The sequence below is a fragment of the Tateyamaria sp. genome (genome assembly GCF_059783535.1).
On the sequence record NZ_JBYNDP010000075.1, the window covers coordinates 2,250 to 19,110 of the forward strand.

Below are 16,861 nucleotides of genomic sequence, written 5' to 3' on the forward strand. Positions count from 1 at the left end.
ACATCGCCGGTGTCCGAGTAGCTGATGCTGTCGAGCGCGATGTTGTCCAGCGCCTTAGGCGCCACACTGCCCAAAACTTCCACTCCTTCGGCGGTCGATTTGAGGACCGTCACCTGTGTCTCAGGTTCTGATGCGGTCACACCTGTTTCTCCTGCAACAGAGGCGACCGCATCGCCTTCATCAGGTGGCACGTCATCGGACGCCGGTGTCTGCGGTTCCTGAACAGAGTCTGCCTGTGCCACATCTTCGGTGAGCGCTACGGTCGGTACGACCTCGACCGTTTCTGCGACATCGGATGCTGTCGGCGCGTCTTCTACCTGCGAAGGTGCCTTCGGCTCCTCAATGGGTGCAACGGCCACCAATTCCGTATCCTGAGGTGCGCTTACCGCCGCCTCGGCATCGGCCACGACTTCGGGTGCCGCAGGTTTTGTTGGCGCGGGTGCAGGTTGTGCTTGCGGCGCGAGGATCACTTCATCCAGCGAGGCAATCTCGTCCTGACCAACACGTTGCACGACCGTTAAAACCTGGGCCTTCGGGCTGGGTGGCAGCATAGTGATTGCAGCAAAGCTGCCGCCATCGTCTGTTGTTGTTTCCGTGTTTTCCGTTCCATCCAGAAACACCGCCACTTTGCTTCCCGGGGCTGCACGCCCAGCAATCACGGTCAGACCATCGGGCTCAACCCTCACCTCGTCGATGGAAGGCGGATTGGGCTGCACAACCTCTTCGGGTTCCGGCGCGACCTCAGGCTGCACTTCGTTTGTTTGTGCGACCTCGGTCGTTTCAATGGCAACGGCGTCAGGAGGTGTTTGTACCGTCTCGGTTCTATTGGCGTTGATGTACAGCCCAGCACCGACTGCCGCCGCAACGACGACAATCACAGTACCCACCAAGGCACCGTTCGATCCGGCAAATGCCGACCATTTGGACATGTTCACCCTTTCCACCGCACCGGTTCGCCCGGTTTCGTTGCGCTTGCATAACAGGCAGCGCTATAGCGGTCAAAAGAACGGCGTCACAAAACCATCACTTTCGCGCGCCCGTTACAGGAGCACCACATGTCCCCATTTTCCGTCTGCGTCTACTGTGGCTCGCGCCCTGGCAACGCCCCCCGTTACACGGTTGAAGCCGAAGCCCTTGGCACCGGGATAGCAGAACGGCACTGGCAGCTTGTCTATGGCGCGGGCGATGTGGGGCTGATGGGATCGGTTGCGCGCGCCGCACAAGCGGGCGGTGCCGATACGTTTGGCGTCATCCCCCGCCATCTGGTCGATTGGGAGGTCGGCAAGACCGATCTGACCCGATACGTCGTGACCGAAACAATGCACGAGCGCAAAAAAGTCATGTTCATGAATTGTGATGCCGTCGTCGTGCTGCCCGGCGGTGCAGGGTCACTGGACGAGTTGTTTGAAGTTCTGACATGGCGGCAGCTTGGGTTGCATGAAAAGCCGGTGGTCCTGATGAATGTGGACGGCTACTGGGATCCGCTCATTGCGCTACTGGATCATGTGGTCGCCGGTGGGTTCGCAGATGCATCGCTGCTGGACTATTTCGAGGTAACCAACGACGCGGTTAGTACGTTGTCCGAGCTTTCCAAGACTATAATTTGAAACGAAAAAGGCCGATCAAATGATCGGCCTTTCTGCTTACCAGCACCAGGGCAGCACCTCACATCCGGCTGGCAACATTTTCCCAGTTTACCAGATTGTCGAGGAAGTTTGTCAGGTACGCAGGCCGTTTGTTGCGGAAGTCGATGTAGTACGAGTGCTCCCACACATCGCAACCCAAGAGTGCCGTCTGACCAAAGCACAATGGATTCACGCCATTCTCTGTCTTCGTGATCGCAAGGCTGCCGTCTTTTTCTTTGACCAGCCAGGCCCAGCCGGAGCCGAACTGCCCGGCACCGGCTGCAGAAAACTGTTCTTTAAACCCGTCAATCGAGCCAAAGCTTTCCGTCAACGCCTTTTCCAACTCGCCGGGCATCGCAGTGTCGCCGGGGCCCATCATCTCCCAGAACTGGTTGTGGTTCCAAAGCTGGCTGATGTTGTTGAAAATGCCGTTCTGTGCCACGGTATTTGCGTCGTAGGTGCCGACAATGATTTCTTCGAGAGACTTACCAGCCCACTCGGTGCCTTCAATGGCCTTGTTGCCGTTCACGACATAGGCGTTGTGGTGCAGGTCGTGGTGATATTCCAGCGTTTCCTTGGACATGCCCTTGGATGCGAGTGCGTCGTGAGCATAGGGAAGGTCGGGAAGTTCAAAAGCCATGGGGGCCCCCTTTGTAGTATTGCAAGGTTGTGCCTGACAGATTGTGCGCGGACGAGCAAGTTCAAGCACCAACCACGAAATACAATTCGAAATGGTGAGCTACTTGTTCTTCAGTTGCCCCACTTCGCATGAGCCATTGCCGTTGAATGAGTTTGTGACCCCAGGCATTGAACCACGTACGATAACTCTTTTGGTGTTTGTGTCGAGTTCGATGCGATACCCGATCCGCGCAGGTCGCGGGTTGGCCGGTATGTTGTTCACCCGGTAGGTGAAACGATATTTACCGTTGCCGCGATCTTTAAGCTTCACGGAGATTGGTTCCCCATGATCAGCATGAATGATTGAATCGTACACGAGTGCAGTTTTCGCTGACGGTTCAAATTGCAATGCAAGTACCGGTGAAATAAACCCATCGCCGGTGTCACGTACCTTGCAGACATAGTCCAACGCAACTGCTGGCGTCGCCATCATCATGACCGCATAGATACTTCCCCAAAAATAACGCGTGATTTTCCCCTTCAAAGCGTACTGACGCCAATTGACGTCACCACAAGAGAAACTCAAGGTGAAAAACATTTCTCTTAGAGAGCATCTACTGCGCTGCCGCGACGGCTTGCGACAGTTAGCAAGTCAAAAACGTACTGTGCCTGACTGCGGAAACAGATGATGCGGAACCTATCCGTATCGTGCAGCCAGAACGCAGCTGGAACCTGCGCCATGCGCGTGCGTCGGAACATGCCGCTCTTAAACTGATCAGAAACCAGATCTACGGGCACCAGCTTGGCCAACACCTCGCGTGCATTAGGGCCAGACACGTCAAATACCGCGCGCGCATCGGACACATCTGCACAAAGGCTGTGCACGTCACCCAAGATAGCCTGCATTTGCTCCAAATTGGCGGACACTGCATCGTAAGGGCAAAGGACTAGCAGCTCATCCGGTGACATCCAGCAGATGCCCCGATCATCGACACAGTTGGCTTGTCCATGACCGGGCACTTCCAAAGAGGTCGCGTTCATTGCGGCCTTCTTGATCTTCGCGTTGGTCAGTTGTCCGCGTAGCGTGATCATTCCCTGCAATGGCACCTCGGTCACGGTCGCGATACCTTGGGCCCATGTCGCGCCATTCAACGCGCTGACGGCACTAGACATTTTGCTTCTCCCCATCCGGGTCATAGAAGATCGGGCTGACGATCCTGGCCTTGTAGGTCGTGCCATCCGTGCCCGGGAAATCGATCACTTCACCCATACGGTCCGGTCCGTGCAGGACAAGACCCATGGCGATCCCCTTGTTCAGGTTCGGCGAATGGTACGACGATGTGACCCGCCCTTGCATGTTGCGTTGACCGTTTTCGTTGGTGCCTGCAGCAACGGCGTAGGCGCCATCCGGCAAGACTGAACCATCCAGTGTTTCAAGGCCCACCAGTTTCCAGCGTTCCGGATCAGTCATATGCGTGCGTTCTTGCGCGCGTTTGCCAAGATAGTCTTCTTTCTTCTTGGACAGCACCCAATGCAGGCCAAGATCCTGCGGGATGACCGTGCCGTCCGTCTCATCCCCGATCATTATGAAGCCCTTTTCGGCCCGGAGAATGTGCAGCGCTTCGGTGCCATAGGGCATCACTCCCAGATCAGCGCCAACCGCCATGAGCGCATCCCAGAATACTTGTCCTTCCGAGGCGCGCACGGCGATCTCGTAGCTGAGTTCTCCAGAAAAGGAGATTCGGTAGGCCCGCACGTCAAAGCCGCCCAACGTGCCATCGACCCATTCCATGAAGCCAAGAGCTTCGGCAGAAACATCCATGCCTCCGAGCGCCTCAAGCGCCTTGCGCGCGTTCGGACCAACCACCGCAACCTGCGCGTATTGCTCGGTCACATTGGCAACATAGACCTTCATGTCCCACCACTCGGTCTGAAGCCATTCTTCCATGTGGCCGTGGATGCGTTCGGCCCCGCCAGTCGTGGTGTGGCAAAGGAAGGTGTCTTCATCAATCCGGGCCACCACGCCATCGTCGATGAGAAAGCCGTTTTCGCTGCACATCAGCCCATAGCGACATTTGCCGGATTTCAGCGTGCTCATCATGTTGGTGTAGAGCATGTCGAGGAATTTACCCGCGTCAGGCCCTTTGACGATCAGCTTGCCAAGGGTAGATGCGTCAAGAAGCCCAAGGTTTTCGCGTACATTCCTTGTCTCGCGCATGACGGCATCATGTACGGTTTCTCCGCTGCGGACATAGGCGTACGGGCGGCGCCAATGGCCCACCGGTTCCCAATCCGCCCCATTGGAACCATGCCAGTCGTGCATGGGTGTGCGACGTATGGGTTGGAACACTTTGCCCCGCGCTTCACCCGCAATCGCCCCCATGGATATTGGGGTATATGGCGGACGGAAGGTGGTTGTGCCTGTCTGAGGAATAGGTTGGTTCAGCGCATCAGAAAGGATTGCGAGACCATTGATATTGCTTAACTTACCTTGATCCGTTGCCATCCCCAGCGTGGTATAGCGCTTGGCGTGTTCGACGCTTTCAAACCCCTCCTGCGCCGCCAGTTGGACGTCCGAAACCTTCACATCATTCTGATAGTCGAGCCACGCCTTGCCGCGCAACGCAGCACCCGCGCCCTGTGGCATCAGCCAAACAGGTTCCATCGCAGCCTCTTCGACACTGCTGGCCTCCGGTGCCGAGACCTCTCCCGGCTTGTGCCCCGTGGCTCGCGCCGCCGCATGGCCCATTGCAAGTGCGTCGCCAACCAACTCGGCCAAGCCGAAATGTCCATTTGCCGACCCGGCCGGGCTGACAAACGCGCTGCCGTCCGCGCCCGTTGGTGCTTTATCCACATCCGGGCGGAACATGGCGAAATCGTTGTCCCAGAGCAGTTTACCACCGCAGTGAGACCACAGGTGGACAACAGGTGACCAGCCACCCGACATTGCAACAGCGTCACACGCGATTTCTTCCAGTACCGCGCCCTCGCCCGCTTGCGAACAAACGGCTACGCCAGTGACCCGTTTGCCCCCCAGAACCTTGGATACGCCATGGCCCATCAACACCCGGATGCCGGCCGCTTTCGCCTCGGCAATCAGTGGGCTATCGGCTGGCAGCACGCGCGCATCAAGTATCGCAGGGACATCCAATCCAGCGGCTTTCAAAGCGCTTGCAGTGCGATATGCGTCGTCATTGTTGGTCACAATGACCGTCCGATCACCCGGGCTGACACCGTAATTCACAACGTAATCCCGCACGGCGGATGCCAGCATCACGCCAGGGATGTCATTGCCTGCAAATGACAGCGGGCGTTCAATCGCGCCAGTGGCTGTCACGACGTGCCCCGCCCTTATGCGCCACAGCCGATGGCGCGGGCCATCCAGTTCCGGGGCATGGTCGTTCAGGCGCTCATATCCCAGCACATATCCGTGGTCATAGACCCCCGCCCCCATCAGGCGCGTGCGCATCGTGACGTTTGGCATCGCCTTCAACTCAGACACCAGTTCGTCCACGACATTATCCACAGGCTTGCCGTCAACGTCCCCACCATCGACGGGCGCGCGGCCACCCCAATGCGCGGTTTGCTCAATCAGCAGGACTCGCGCACCAGCCATGGCCGCCGAACGTGCAGCAACCAGGCCAGCAATTCCGCCACCTACGACCAGCACATCGCAAAAGGCGTGGAAATGCTCGTAGGTGTCTTGATCACGCCCTTTGGGGGCCTGCCCCAACCCGGCGGCCTGACGGATAAACGGCTCGTAGACATGCTTCCACAGTGGGCGCGGGTGGATGAACATCTTGTAATAGAAGCCGGCCGGCATGAAGCGCGAGAGCTTGGCGTTGATCGCCCCCACATCGAATTCCAGGCTGGGCCAATGGTTTTGGGATGTGGCAAGCAGCCCCTCGAACAACTCCGTTGTCGTGGCACGCTGGTTCGGCTCGAACTTGCCCTCAACACCAAGGTTGACCAGAGCGTTGGGCTCTTCGGGTCCTGCGGCGACGATCCCGCGCGGGCGGTGGTACTTGAACGACCGGCCAACCAGCATCTGGTCATTGGCGAGAAGGGCAGAGGCAAGCGTATCGCCCTCAAACCCGCGCATTTGCTGCCCGTTGAAGGTAAAGCGAACGGCCTTGTCTTTGTTCAGAAGGCGACCGCCTGTGGCGAGACGTGTGCTCATGTTTGGGCCTCATCGCGGCGGCAGGCGTCGGAGCCTCCGGCGGTGGTATTTTCGGTCAGAAGAAACATGGTCACGAGAACGCCCTCCACGACCAGCCGGGGCGCTTTTCGCTGATCTTGTCGCAAATCTCTTTCGGCGGTTCGGTGACTTGTGCGGAATAAGTGCCAAAGACTTCGAGCGTTGTCGTGCACCGCGCCGCGTGGAACCACTTGCCACAGCCATAGGCATGCCGCCACCGTTCGAAGTGCACACCCTTAGGGTTTTCACGCATGAACAGGTACCCTTCAAAGTCATCATCTGATGACCCGGGGCCAAAACGTTTCAGGTGCGCCTCACCTCCGGCATGGAACTCGGTCTCTTCTCCGGTCCGGCCGCAATAGGGACAGGTCAGGATCAGCATGGGCGCACTCCGATCATTGGAGCGGACACGCAAAAGGCGGACGTCCGAAGACGCCCGCCTGATGCGGTCCGAATAGTTTGGGAGGGGTTATTCGGTTGGCACCGCCGTGCCTGTTGTGCCAGTCGTGTCGGTTGCCGCCGGTGTGATAGCGTTTTGGGTTGGGCCGCCTTCACCACCGCCCGAACCGATGGAGCCAAGCAGCGCAAGAAGTGCCACGACAGCAACAATGACCGCGAAGGAGATAAGGAGCCCGCGGCCTGACACGCCGTCGCCACGATGGATATTCGGGTTTGGATAGTCTGACATGTGTAAGCCTCCGTTCTATGGGCTTTCATGTCATCACGACGAAACGTTGGCGCAATACCGGGGACCTTGGGTATGGAAAACGGGCTGAGCACAGCCGGTTTTCCACCAATACGACGGCTGCATCCCGCCTGTTTTGCGATTTTTCGTGACGTGGCGGTGATTTCTGTGTCACTGTCAACTAAAGTTGACAGGAGGTCATTATGGATCACACGACTGGCGCCATCCTGGTCTTTGGCGCGATTGCCGCGGGCGCAATCATCATGTTCGTTCTGGAGCGGCGTGCAGCCGCCAAACGGTTGGAAGCGCGCGGGGGACGAGAGATTGACGTCGCCAACCTGATCGCCTTTGGATCGGCCGCTGGCGAAGGGAAAAAGACGCACGAGTGACGTGCAAGACGAGTTGAACAAGCCTTGCCAAAAACCTGCGGTGGATTTTTGCATCGTTTGCTGCATCAGTGCGCCACCCCAGCCGCAACGCTCTCGTCAATAAACCGCCCCTCACGGAACCGGTTCAATCCGAATTCGTTGGTTAGCGGCGACCTGCCCTTCGCCATGAGTTCCGCCATGGCCCAACCTGATCCCGGGATCGCCTTGAACCCACCTGTGCCCCAGCCGCAGTTGATGAATACACCATCCACCGGCGTTTTCGACAGGATGGGAGAACGGTCACCCGTCACATCCACGATGCCGCCCCATTGCCGCAGCATCTTGAGACGTGAGATCATCGGGAAGGTTTCGATCAATGCACGCACCGTCTCTTCGATATGGTGGAACGATCCGCGCTGCGTGTAGTTGTTGTAACCGTCAGTGCCGCCGCCAATCACCATCTCGCCCTTGTCGGACTGGCTCATGTAGCCATGCACGGTGTTGGCCATGACCACTACGTCCATACAGGGTTTGATCGGTTCGGATACCAAGGCCTGTAGCGCCACAGATTCGATGGGCAGACGGAAGCCCGCCAGGTCAGCCAGATGCCCCGAGTGGCCCGCAACAACGATGCCCAACTTGTCGCAATCAATCGCGCCCTTGGTCGTATCGACGCCGACCACCTTGCCACCTTCACGCCGAATGGCTGTCACTTCGCATTTCTGGATCACATCCATGCCCATATCAGAGCAAGCCCGCGCATAGCCCCAAGCCACGGCATCGTGGCGCGCCGTACCACCTCGGGCCTGCCATAGACCACCAAGGACGGGGTAGCGCGGACCATCCAAGTGGATGATTGGCACAAGTTCCTTGACCTTCTCGGGGCCAATGAACTCGGTTTTCACACCTTGCAGTGCATTCGCGTGGGCCGTGCGCTGGTATCCTCGCACCTCGTGATGGGTCTGGGCCAGCATGATGACACCGCGCGGGCTGAACATGACGTTGTAGTTCAGATCCTGGCTCATCGTCTCGTAAAGCGAACGCGCTTTTTCGTAGATGGCGGCCGACGGATCCTGCAGATAGTTCGACCGGATGATCGTTGTGTTCCGACCGGTGTTGCCGCCCCCAAGCCAACCTTTCTCAAGTATGGCGACGTTCGTGATCCCAAAGTTCTTTCCAAGGTAGTAGGCCGTCGCCAGGCCGTGCCCACCTGCCCCAACAATGATGACATCGTATTTCTTCTTTGGTTCGGGCGCACGCCATGCCCGCTCCCACCCTGTGTGGTAACGCGCAGCCTCTTGGGCGATGGCAAAAGCAGAGTATCGTTTCATGGGCAGCCGTCCGGACCGTGGAATCGCAAAGATTATACGTGCGGTTTTAATCGCCTCTGCGCCCGAAAAAAGGGGCCGCGCTGGCGGCGTTTTTTGACGGATTTGCGACACATACCACAGCCTGCGACATCACGGGTGAGCCATGGACCCTTTTGCTGGTCCTGCGCAGGGGTTAAATGACGACGAACGAACAAATGTGGTGCGCATGTTATTCTGGACAATCACGGCCCTATTGACGCTTGCGGTGCTGGCAACATTGGCTCGCGCAATGCTGCGTGGGTCGGTCGGAGATCGCCCACCTGCAGCCTATGATCTGGATGTGTATCGGGACCAGTTGCGTGAAGTGGACCGCGACCTGACCCGTGGTGTGGTGTCGGACGCAGATGCGGATCGCATTCGCACAGAGGTGTCGCGCCGCATCCTGGCTGCCGACGCAGCCTTGCAAAAGCAAGAACAAAGCGTCGGGAAATCAGGTGGGCTGGTCAGTCTTGGTGTAACGTTGGCGGTGATCATCGTAGGGTCCTATGCCATTTACACCCAATTGGGCGCGCCGGGTTACGGCGATCTTGCCTTGGCCAACCGGATCGAGGCCGCACAGATTTTGCGCGAGGAACGGCCCAGCCAGGAAACAGCTGAGGCCAGCCTTGATGAACCAACTGCGCCCCCAAACGTTGACCCCGACTACGTGGTCCTCGTTGAACGCTTGCGGCAAGCAGTGGTTACGCGCCCAGACGACGTACAAGGGCACGAATTGCTAAGCCGCGCCGAAGGGCGCCTTGGCAACTATGCAGCTGCACATGCGGCGAAAGCGCAGGTTTTGGCGCTCAAGGGTGAGCAATCAACCGCGACTGATTTCTCCGAGTATGCCGATCTGTTGGTCCTGGCTGCGGGTGGATACGTATCTCCCGAAGCGGAGGGCGTCCTGGAACGAACACTTTCCATGAACCCAGCAGATGGGCCTGCGCGCTATTACTACGGACTGATGATGTCGCAGACCGGGAGGCCGGACACGGCTTTGCGCATTTGGGACCAATTACTGCGTGAAGGACCTGCCGATGCTCCCTGGATCGCGCCAGTGTCGGCCCAGATCGAAGAAATGGCCTTTCGTGCGGGCGTTAACTACGCCATGCCAGCGATTGGCGCAGGGCGTGGGCCCTCAGCGGACCAGATCGAAGCGGCACAGGGCCTGAGCCCAGCAGAGCGGATGGAGATGATCCAGGGGATGGTCACCGGTCTGTCCGACCGTCTGGCGACCGAAGGCGGTCCCGTCGAGGATTGGGCGCAATTGATTTCTGCCTTGGGCGTTTTGGGGCAGATGGAACAAGCCAATGCGATCCTGATCAATGCGCGCGAGGTCTTTGGCGATGATCCCCGTGCCGCAGACATTCTAAGCCGCACGGCTGATCGTGTGGGGCTCGAATGATCACGGATGACACCGACGCGTTTCTGGCGGCACTGCCCCGCATGCAGGCCCTTATGGGGCTCGATCTGGGCGACAAGACCATTGGGGTCGCCGTATCAGACACATTCTGGTCCGTCGCCACGCCGCTTGAAACGATACGACGCAAGAAGTTCGGTTTGGATGCCGCGCGTTTGCAAAGCCTCATAACCGAACGGCGGGTTGGTGGCCTTATACTCGGGCTGCCCCGCAACATGGACGGGACCGAGGGGCCACGCTGCCAGTCCACACGCGCCTTTGCGCGCAACTTTGAAAAGCTGTGGGATGGCCCTATCACTTTTTGGGATGAGCGGTTGAGCACCGTGGCCGCTGAAAAAGCGCTTCTGGAGGCGGATACGACACGTAAACGTCGCGCCGAGGTGATTGATCACGTCGCTGCCGGATATATCTTGCAAGGACTGCTGGACCGGCTGGCAGCAATAAAGAGGCAGGCATGACAGACGTTCCCCGTTCCCTTGTGTGGAAGCGCGATGAGATCGAAAGCCCCTGCGTGCAGATCTGCGTCATTCATCCCGAGACGCGGCTGTGCACTGGCTGCGCCCGCTCTATCGATGAAATCGGCGGTTGGAGCCGAATGAGTGCAGATGAACGGCGTAGCATTATGGATGAGCTTCCAACGCGAGAGGCCGCACCGAAAGGTCGGCGTGGCGGACGCTCGGCCCGGCTAAAGCGGTAGCGAAACCGGACGCCGTCCCTCGCTGTCAAATAACTGAGGAACAATCTGATGCATCGCTGATAACGCGATCTCTGCGTCAAGGTTGGTTGAGCCAATCCATCGGGTCCGAAAATTCAGGCCGAAAGAACGCGATCATACGACCCGCGTCTTCGGCGCCATTCCACGGTTCGGTACCGTGCAAGGCAAAACGGTGGATCAGGAAGGACTGGCCGGGTTTTGCACGTATTGGCACCACCTCACAGCTTTCGAAGACGGTGCGGCGCGCGGCATGGTAGGCATCGGTCACATCCACTTCGCGCGGATCTTGATCGACGATGGCCTCCATAAATGCCTTCTGCATGATCCAATGACTGCCTTTCCACACGACGGTTGGGGCGGCAGATACATCGTTCAGTGGTAACCCCAGAATGTATGCGTGTAATTCGCGGGCAAAGCGCCGTCTGTCTGGCCCCTCAGGCAGCAAGCCGTCTACATGCGCGGCCATCCGATCGATCCGAAACCGATGGTTGCCCTCACTTTGATCTGCGTCACGCTTCGGATAGCCGGGGTAGACAATCGACACTTGACCGGCGTGCAGCGGCAAATCCGGCACATAGCTTTTCCAGGGTCCCGCAAGAGGCACACCCGCTACGCTGCCATCGATGTCGTTTGGCAACACATCAACGCCTACATACCAGGTGTCCCCGTGCCGTAGATTGTGAAGCTGTGTTTCAGGATCATCCGCAACCGTCGTCGCCACCTTTTTCACAGTCGATGCCCATCGTGCCGTTTGATCATCATGGTCGAAGACCACGAAACCATCCCTGTCGATCATCCCCACAACGCCTTGCGGAACATGTTCAGTGCAACGAGCACAAGGAAAACAGCGAACACGCGCTTGAGTGGTCCCGGATCCATCGCATGAGCCAACTTGACGCCCCAAGGGGCGGTCATGAGGGTCATTGCGATAATGACTGCAAAAGCAATCAGGTTCACTGCACCAAAGGTGAATGGTGGCACGGTCCCATCAAGCGAAACAAGCAGGAAGCCGATGACCGACGGAACGGCGATCAGCACACCAAAACCTGCAGCCGTCGCAACAGCACGGTGAATCGGAACCGAAAACAAGCTCATCAACGGAACACCGAAGCTGCCCCCACCGATACCCATCAGAACCGAAAGAAATCCCATGCCCGGTGACAGGGCCGCCCGGCCTGCGCCGGTCGGCATGGCAGGTCCTAGCCGCCAGCTCGCGCGGCCAAAGCCCATGTAGAGCCCAACGATCAAGGCGAGAATGCCGAATATGGCTTGCAAAGTGGTGGTGCGAAGCTGTGCCACCAGTAGCATGCCCAGTATGGCTCCGATCACGATGCCGGGCGCCCAGCTGCGCAGGATGTCCCAATCGACGGCACCTTTCTTGTGGTGGCTCATCACAGACCTGACCGAAGTGACGATGATCGTTGCAAGAGAGGTAGCCAAGCACATCTGCATCAAGTCTGGGCCGCCATATCCAAGCGTCTGGAAGGCATAGAAGAAAGCTGGAACCAGAACTATACCACCACCCACGCCCAACAGGCCCGCAAGCACGCCTGCAAATGCGCCGATGACGGCCAGCACGATCAACATCTGGATCAGAAGAAATGTGTCTGGCATCGGCAGCTCCCGCGTGAAGTCGCGTGGTGCTACACTGCTTTGGCTTCGGGGGCCAGTGCCGTGACTAGGCTTAGCGCAGCCTCAACCAATTCAGGGCCAGCACCATCACGTGTCGCACCTTCGCTTAGCGTGCGCCGCCAGCCGCGCGCGCCCGGGCGCCCCGCAAAAAGGCCAAGCATATGGCGCGTGATCTGATGTAGACGGCCGCCTGCCAAAAGATGCGCTTCGATATATGGCAACATGTTTGCAACGGCCTGTTGGGCCGTATTGTCATGCCCCGTACCAAAAATGCGTCTGTCAGCCTGCGCCAAAAGATCTGTGGGCTGATGATAGGCCGCGCGACCGACCATCACGCCATCAAGGCCACTGTCGAGCAGCATTTCGGCCTGATCCAATGTCGCCACGCCACCGTTGATCGAGATATGCAAGTTTGGAAACAGGCCCTTCATCCGTTGCACCAAATCATAGTCCAACGGCGGGATATCCCGGTTCTCCTTCGGGCTTAACCCTTTCAGCCAAGCCTTGCGCGCATGGATCGTTACCCGCTCGCATCCAGCAGCTACGATCCGGGACAAAAACTCCGGCAGCACTTCTTCAGGGTCCTGCTCATCCACACCGATGCGACACTTGACCGTTACCGGGACGTCAACCGCATCTCGCATGGCGGCCACGCATTCGGCAACCCTGCCCGGCTCGCGCATCAGAACAGCTCCGAACGTGCCGGATTGCACGCGATCAGACGGACAACCACAATTCAGGTTTATCTCGTCGTAACCAGCTTGCGCGCCCAACTGTGCGGCCTGCGCCAGTTCAGTTGGGTCCGAGCCGCCAAGTTGCAAGGCGACAGGATGCTCTGCCACGTCATGATCCAGCAGGTGCAGCGCCCCGCCACGTACCAACGCGGGGGCCGTCACCATTTCCGTGTACAACAAGACCTGTCCGCTCAGCTGCCGGTGGAGGTAACGGCAATGCCGATCCGTCCAATCCATCATGGGCGCGACAGACAAGCGTGCAGCGCGTGTTATGTCAGCGTGTGTTGCCATTGCGCGCGACATAATCCGTGCGGCGTGCTTTGCCAAGCGCGTGGGTCTGTGCACCGCTTTCTTCGGCCCCTGAAAACGATGGGGCGTTTCAAATGACCTCAGTCACTAGGCCAAAGATGGCAACCACAGCACGATAGCGGGAAAGGCTACCAGCAGTGCAATTGTAATCGCATCCGCAATGAAGAAAGGGGTAACGCCCTTGAACACGTCCTGCACGCTGAGATCATCGCGCACGCCCGCCACGACAAAGCAGTTGAGACCAATGGGCGGCGTGATCAAACAGAACTCGGCCATCTTGACTACCAGAATACCGAACCAGATCGCACACATTGGCCCTGACATGCCAAAGGTGCTGTCCTCCGCACTCACGAATTCACCACCGTTGAGCGCCATCACGGCCGGGTAGACCACAGGCAGCGTCAAAAGCAGCATCCCAATGGCGTCCATAAACATGCCCAGCACGGCATAAGCCAAAAGGATGCAAACCAGAATCAACATCGGCGACACGGTCAGCGACTTGATCCAGTCCGAAAATGCCCCGGGCAGGTCAGCGAAGCCCAAGAAGCGAACATAGATCAAAACACCCCAGATGATGGTAAAGATCATCACGGTCAGCTTGGCCGTCTCGATCAACGCGTCCTTAAGCTCCGACCATCGCATACCGCGATACATCGCCATGAGGAAAACGATAAATGCACCAACAGCCCCACCTTCGGTGGGTGTACCCCACGCATCACCAAACGGGTTGTAAACAAAGAAGATAATAATCACGACAACCGCCACGATAGGCAGCGCAGGCGGCAGCGCCAGCAAGCGTTCCTTCCATGTGAAGCCGGACACAGGCGGCCCAACGGTTTTGAAGATGACCGCAATGCCGATTATCAAAATGGCGTAAACAAAGGCCGAAAATGCGCCGGGGATGAAACCGGCCAACAGCAGCTTGCCAACATCCTGCTCAACGATGATCGCGTAGATCACAAGGATAGCCGACGGTGGGATCAACGAAGCAAGCGTACCACCGGCCGCCACAACGCCGGCTGCGAACTGTTTGTTGTACCCGATCTTGAGCATCTCGGGGATCGCAATACGGGCAAACACCGCCGCCGTCGCGACGGAGGCCCCGGACACAGCAGCAAAGCCGGCGGTCGAGAACACGGTAGACACAGCCAAGCCACCGGGAACCCAGGCGATCCACTTCTTGGCAGCTTCGAAAAGGGCGGTGGTAAGTTTGGCGTAGTAGGCCAAATAGCCAATCAGGATGAAGGTCGGGATCAAGCTCAGCGCGTGCGCAGATACCTTCGAATGCGGTACCTGGCCTGCAATCTTCACGCTGATTTCCACAGCTTTTCCAAGGCGTTCCGGTGCGTAGTCAAAGCCATTCCAACGCAACCAGACCAAGCCGACGAAACCAGCCAGACCAGCCGCAAACGCAACGCGCATCCCCAGAAAGACAAGGCAAAGCATACCGCCTGTGACCCACAGGCCAATTGTGATCGGGTCCATCAGTCTGCTCCGTCCAGGGCTTCGGCTTCTGCCCGCGCTTGTGCAGCAACGCTTTGGATCAGCGGCACTGCCACGGGGCTTTCCAAGTTCAGCCAGAACGCACGCGCATAGCCCACGGCTTGCAACACCAGCCGGGCACACAACACGGCAAAGGCGATGGGCACAATCAGTTTCGATGGCCAGATCGGCAACGAGATATCGATGGAACTGTCACGGCTGCAAAACGGGCGCGCACAGTCAAAGGACCGGTCGAAATGGGCCCAAGCCCCCCAAACCAGAGCAATCATGAGGACAAGGATCAGGAGCACCATGATCAGCTCAATCAACCAAAGCAGGCGTCCCCGCATGGCCCCGATGATAATGTCCATGCGAATGTGCCCGCCGTTTCGCTGGACGTAGGACACTCCCATGATAGCAATCAGGGGCATCAGCATTTCGATCAGGTCGACATATCCCATCAGGGGGGCTTCGAAAAACTCCCGACCAGTGACCGAGTAAGCGGCGAGGAACATGAGGGAAAAGGCGGCCAGACCACTCAACAAGGCCATGACCCGTTCAATGGGTAAAAGCGCCTTGTCCAAACGGCTTAGAACACTGGAGTCTTCCAGAACTGTGGATGCACCTGCCATCCCTGCCCCCTGTTTTTATGTGCGAGGGGCGGGTCGTATGACCCGCCCCTTCATGACTTAGCTGCCACCTTTGGCGTCAGCGAGTGTCTTAACGACCAGGTCATACAGCTCCTGGCCGGGCAGGCCCTGCGCTTCCATGTCTGAGATCCACGCATCACGGGCCGGATCCGCTGCAATCGACCGGAACTCAGCAATCACCGCTTCGTCGATTTCGACCTTCTGCACACCCTTCTCTTCCAGAACACTGTCCCAGCGCTCCAGCAGCTCAGCGTAGTTGGCGAGATAGTGATCAATCGCCTCAGAAACCGAGCTTTCGAGCGCGGCCTTATGCTCGTCCGACAGACTGTCATAGGCGTCGATGTTCACCACCACTGGGCAATTCACGGTGCCGGGGTTCAGGTTGGCCGTCCACCAGTCTGCTTGGTTGATCGTGCCGAACGACAGGTGCGCGTGCTGAGCGAACGCAACCGTGTCCACAACACCGGACTCCATTGCCTGGTAGGCCTCGGTTGCAGTCACGGATGTCGGAACGCCACCCACGCTTTCAAAGGCTTTGCCCAGACCGCCGGTCGCGCGTACGCGCATCCCTTCGAAGTCGGCCAGCGTCGTTTTGGGTTCACCCGTCCCCACCAGATTGTATTGCGGCATCGGCGACGTCATCAGAAGACGGGCGTTCCACTGCTCCATCTCTTCGACAGCAGCTGGGTGCTGATAAACGGCAGTCGCAACAGCCACTTCCTGCTCCAGGTTTTCCACGCCCAGGAACGGCAATTCCAAGACGGTGATCACGCGGTTCTTGTCACGGTGATAACCTGCGCAGAACTGCGCCATCTCGAACGCACCTATGGAAATGCCATCAAGGTTCTCGCGGTTCTTGGACAAACCACCGTAGCTGATGTTCATGGTGAATTCGCCGTTAGTCTTCTCAGACACCAGCTCCGCCAGTTTTTCGACATGCTCGGTGAAAGCGCGCCGCTTTCCCCAGACCGACACGTTCCATTCCGTGGCGGCTGCTTCGAGTGCGAATGTGCATGATACAGCGGCAACAATGCCGCCCACTGCAAACTTGTTCATGATGTTTCTCCCTTGATGCG

At 58.2% G+C, this 16,861-nt stretch carries 18 protein-coding genes and 1 pseudogene; 5 read left to right on the forward strand and 14 right to left on the reverse strand.

All coding sequences use genetic code 11. The features are described 5' to 3' along the window. A pseudogene (locus AC6RA8_RS14315) lies at positions 1-929 on the reverse strand (hypothetical protein); the annotation flags it as partial. 126 nt (positions 930-1,055) lie between these two features. On the opposite strand from AC6RA8_RS14315, the gene AC6RA8_RS14320 reads away from it, so the two are divergent. Further along, entirely contained in the window at positions 1,056-1,607 is a 552-nt protein-coding gene (locus AC6RA8_RS14320) for an LOG family protein (protein WP_500353413.1), read from the forward strand. A 58-nt stretch (positions 1,608-1,665) separates the two neighbouring features. Here AC6RA8_RS14320 and AC6RA8_RS14325 read toward each other — a convergent pair whose 3' ends face one another. The 6 genes from AC6RA8_RS14325 to AC6RA8_RS14350 form a co-directional block, all read right to left on the reverse strand. Then, the gene (locus AC6RA8_RS14325; protein WP_500353414.1) at positions 1,666-2,265 is read right to left on the reverse strand and encodes a superoxide dismutase; all 600 of its coding nucleotides are present in this window, start codon (positions 2,263-2,265) and stop codon (positions 1,666-1,668) included. Positions 2,266-2,364: 99 nt separating this feature from the next. Further along, positions 2,365-2,841, reverse strand: coding sequence for a hypothetical protein (locus tag AC6RA8_RS14330; protein WP_500353415.1), 477 nt, complete (start codon positions 2,839-2,841; stop codon positions 2,365-2,367). Positions 2,842-2,846: 5 nt separating this feature from the next. Beyond that, on the reverse strand, positions 2,847-3,416 hold the full coding sequence (locus AC6RA8_RS14335; protein ID WP_500353416.1) for a sarcosine oxidase subunit gamma: 570 nt from the start codon (positions 3,414-3,416) through the stop codon (positions 2,847-2,849). Next, positions 3,409-6,423 (reverse strand): sarcosine oxidase subunit alpha family protein, encoded by a 3,015-nt coding sequence (locus AC6RA8_RS14340; protein WP_500353417.1) that lies wholly within the window; start codon positions 6,421-6,423, stop codon positions 3,409-3,411. The genes AC6RA8_RS14335 and AC6RA8_RS14340 overlap by 8 nt, the downstream gene beginning before the upstream one ends. A gap of 70 nt (positions 6,424-6,493) precedes the next feature. Further along, positions 6,494-6,823, reverse strand: coding sequence for a sarcosine oxidase subunit delta (locus tag AC6RA8_RS14345; RefSeq protein ID WP_500353418.1), 330 nt, complete (start codon positions 6,821-6,823; stop codon positions 6,494-6,496). A gap of 87 nt (positions 6,824-6,910) precedes the next feature. Next, the gene (locus AC6RA8_RS14350; protein ID WP_500353419.1) at positions 6,911-7,129 is read right to left on the reverse strand and encodes a hypothetical protein; all 219 of its coding nucleotides are present in this window, start codon (positions 7,127-7,129) and stop codon (positions 6,911-6,913) included. A 200-nt stretch (positions 7,130-7,329) separates the two neighbouring features. Here AC6RA8_RS14350 and AC6RA8_RS14355 point away from each other — a divergent pair, with 200 nt between their 5' ends. Next, entirely contained in the window at positions 7,330-7,515 is a 186-nt protein-coding gene (locus tag AC6RA8_RS14355) for a hypothetical protein (protein ID WP_299206784.1), read from the forward strand. Between the two features lie 65 nt (positions 7,516-7,580). Here the strand turns inward: AC6RA8_RS14355 and AC6RA8_RS14360 are convergent, their stop codons facing one another. Then, positions 7,581-8,825 (reverse strand): sarcosine oxidase subunit beta family protein, encoded by a 1,245-nt coding sequence (locus AC6RA8_RS14360; RefSeq protein WP_500353420.1) that lies wholly within the window; start codon positions 8,823-8,825, stop codon positions 7,581-7,583. 205 nt (positions 8,826-9,030) lie between these two features. On the opposite strand from AC6RA8_RS14360, the gene ccmI reads away from it, so the two are divergent. Genes ccmI through AC6RA8_RS14375 form a run of 3 tightly spaced genes read left to right on the forward strand, consistent with a single transcriptional unit; the run spans position 9,031 to position 10,960 of the window. Beyond that, positions 9,031-10,248 (forward strand): c-type cytochrome biogenesis protein CcmI, encoded by a 1,218-nt coding sequence (ccmI, locus tag AC6RA8_RS14365; RefSeq protein ID WP_500353421.1) that lies wholly within the window; start codon positions 9,031-9,033, stop codon positions 10,246-10,248. Further along, entirely contained in the window at positions 10,245-10,721 is a 477-nt protein-coding gene (gene ruvX / locus AC6RA8_RS14370; protein ID WP_500353422.1) for a Holliday junction resolvase RuvX, read from the forward strand. Before ccmI ends, ruvX begins: the two co-directional genes overlap by 4 nt. After that, on the forward strand, positions 10,718-10,960 hold the full coding sequence (locus AC6RA8_RS14375; protein ID WP_500353423.1) for a DUF1289 domain-containing protein: 243 nt from the start codon (positions 10,718-10,720) through the stop codon (positions 10,958-10,960). Before ruvX ends, AC6RA8_RS14375 begins: the two co-directional genes overlap by 4 nt. Before the next feature lie 76 nt (positions 10,961-11,036). Here the strand turns inward: AC6RA8_RS14375 and AC6RA8_RS14380 are convergent, their stop codons facing one another. The 6 genes from AC6RA8_RS14380 to AC6RA8_RS14405 all read right to left on the reverse strand — a co-directional run bounded on the left by AC6RA8_RS14380 (position 11,037) and on the right by AC6RA8_RS14405 (position 16,841). Further along, positions 11,037-11,774, reverse strand: coding sequence for a hypothetical protein (locus tag AC6RA8_RS14380; RefSeq protein ID WP_500353424.1), 738 nt, complete (start codon positions 11,772-11,774; stop codon positions 11,037-11,039). Beyond that, positions 11,771-12,592 (reverse strand): sulfite exporter TauE/SafE family protein, encoded by an 822-nt coding sequence (locus tag AC6RA8_RS14385; protein ID WP_500353425.1) that lies wholly within the window; start codon positions 12,590-12,592, stop codon positions 11,771-11,773. Before AC6RA8_RS14385 ends, AC6RA8_RS14380 begins: the two co-directional genes overlap by 4 nt. Positions 12,593-12,621: 29 nt before the next feature. Next, positions 12,622-13,635 carry a tRNA dihydrouridine(20/20a) synthase DusA gene (gene dusA, locus AC6RA8_RS14390; protein ID WP_500353426.1) on the reverse strand — a complete coding sequence of 338 codons (1,014 nt, stop codon included), beginning with the start codon at positions 13,633-13,635 and terminating at the stop codon, positions 12,622-12,624. A gap of 105 nt (positions 13,636-13,740) precedes the next feature. Continuing rightward, the gene (locus tag AC6RA8_RS14395; protein ID WP_500353427.1) at positions 13,741-15,138 is read right to left on the reverse strand and encodes a TRAP transporter large permease; all 1,398 of its coding nucleotides are present in this window, start codon (positions 15,136-15,138) and stop codon (positions 13,741-13,743) included. Beyond that, on the reverse strand, positions 15,138-15,767 hold the full coding sequence (locus AC6RA8_RS14400) for a TRAP transporter small permease subunit (protein WP_500353428.1): 630 nt from the start codon (positions 15,765-15,767) through the stop codon (positions 15,138-15,140). The genes AC6RA8_RS14395 and AC6RA8_RS14400 overlap by 1 nt, the downstream gene beginning before the upstream one ends. Positions 15,768-15,824: 57 nt before the next feature. Then, positions 15,825-16,841 (reverse strand): C4-dicarboxylate TRAP transporter substrate-binding protein, encoded by a 1,017-nt coding sequence (locus AC6RA8_RS14405; RefSeq protein WP_500353429.1) that lies wholly within the window; start codon positions 16,839-16,841, stop codon positions 15,825-15,827. Positions 16,842-16,861: the final 20 nt, after the last annotated feature.

Excerpts from the sequence above, each read along its gene's own strand:
- dusA (WP_500353426.1), bottom strand. The coding sequence starts at position 13,635 with ATGGCAACACACGCTGACATAACACGCGCTGCACGCTTGTCTGTCGCG.
- ruvX (WP_500353422.1), top strand. The coding sequence starts at position 10,245 with ATGATCACGGATGACACCGACGCGTTTCTGGCGGCACTGCCCCGCATG.
- AC6RA8_RS14360 (WP_500353420.1), bottom strand. The coding sequence starts at position 8,825 with ATGAAACGATACTCTGCTTTTGCCATCGCCCAAGAGGCTGCGCGTTAC.
- AC6RA8_RS14345 (WP_500353418.1), bottom strand. The coding sequence starts at position 6,823 with ATGCTGATCCTGACCTGTCCCTATTGCGGCCGGACCGGAGAAGAGACC.
- AC6RA8_RS14335 (WP_500353416.1), bottom strand. The coding sequence starts at position 3,416 with ATGTCTAGTGCCGTCAGCGCGTTGAATGGCGCGACATGGGCCCAAGGT.
- AC6RA8_RS14395 (WP_500353427.1), bottom strand. The coding sequence starts at position 15,138 with ATGGACCCGATCACAATTGGCCTGTGGGTCACAGGCGGTATGCTTTGC.
- AC6RA8_RS14400 (WP_500353428.1), bottom strand. The coding sequence starts at position 15,767 with ATGGCAGGTGCATCCACAGTTCTGGAAGACTCCAGTGTTCTAAGCCGT.
- AC6RA8_RS14340 (WP_500353417.1), bottom strand. The coding sequence starts at position 6,423 with ATGAGCACACGTCTCGCCACAGGCGGTCGCCTTCTGAACAAAGACAAG.
- AC6RA8_RS14375 (WP_500353423.1), top strand. The coding sequence starts at position 10,718 with ATGACAGACGTTCCCCGTTCCCTTGTGTGGAAGCGCGATGAGATCGAA.
- AC6RA8_RS14355 (WP_299206784.1), top strand. The coding sequence starts at position 7,330 with ATGGATCACACGACTGGCGCCATCCTGGTCTTTGGCGCGATTGCCGCG.
- AC6RA8_RS14385 (WP_500353425.1), bottom strand. The coding sequence starts at position 12,592 with ATGCCAGACACATTTCTTCTGATCCAGATGTTGATCGTGCTGGCCGTC.
- AC6RA8_RS14325 (WP_500353414.1), bottom strand. The coding sequence starts at position 2,265 with ATGGCTTTTGAACTTCCCGACCTTCCCTATGCTCACGACGCACTCGCA.
- ccmI (WP_500353421.1), top strand. The coding sequence starts at position 9,031 with ATGTTATTCTGGACAATCACGGCCCTATTGACGCTTGCGGTGCTGGCA.
- AC6RA8_RS14350 (WP_500353419.1), bottom strand. The coding sequence starts at position 7,129 with ATGTCAGACTATCCAAACCCGAATATCCATCGTGGCGACGGCGTGTCA.
- AC6RA8_RS14380 (WP_500353424.1), bottom strand. The coding sequence starts at position 11,774 with ATGATCGACAGGGATGGTTTCGTGGTCTTCGACCATGATGATCAAACG.
- AC6RA8_RS14320 (WP_500353413.1), top strand. The coding sequence starts at position 1,056 with ATGTCCCCATTTTCCGTCTGCGTCTACTGTGGCTCGCGCCCTGGCAAC.
- AC6RA8_RS14330 (WP_500353415.1), bottom strand. The coding sequence starts at position 2,841 with ATGTTTTTCACCTTGAGTTTCTCTTGTGGTGACGTCAATTGGCGTCAG.
- AC6RA8_RS14405 (WP_500353429.1), bottom strand. The coding sequence starts at position 16,841 with ATGAACAAGTTTGCAGTGGGCGGCATTGTTGCCGCTGTATCATGCACA.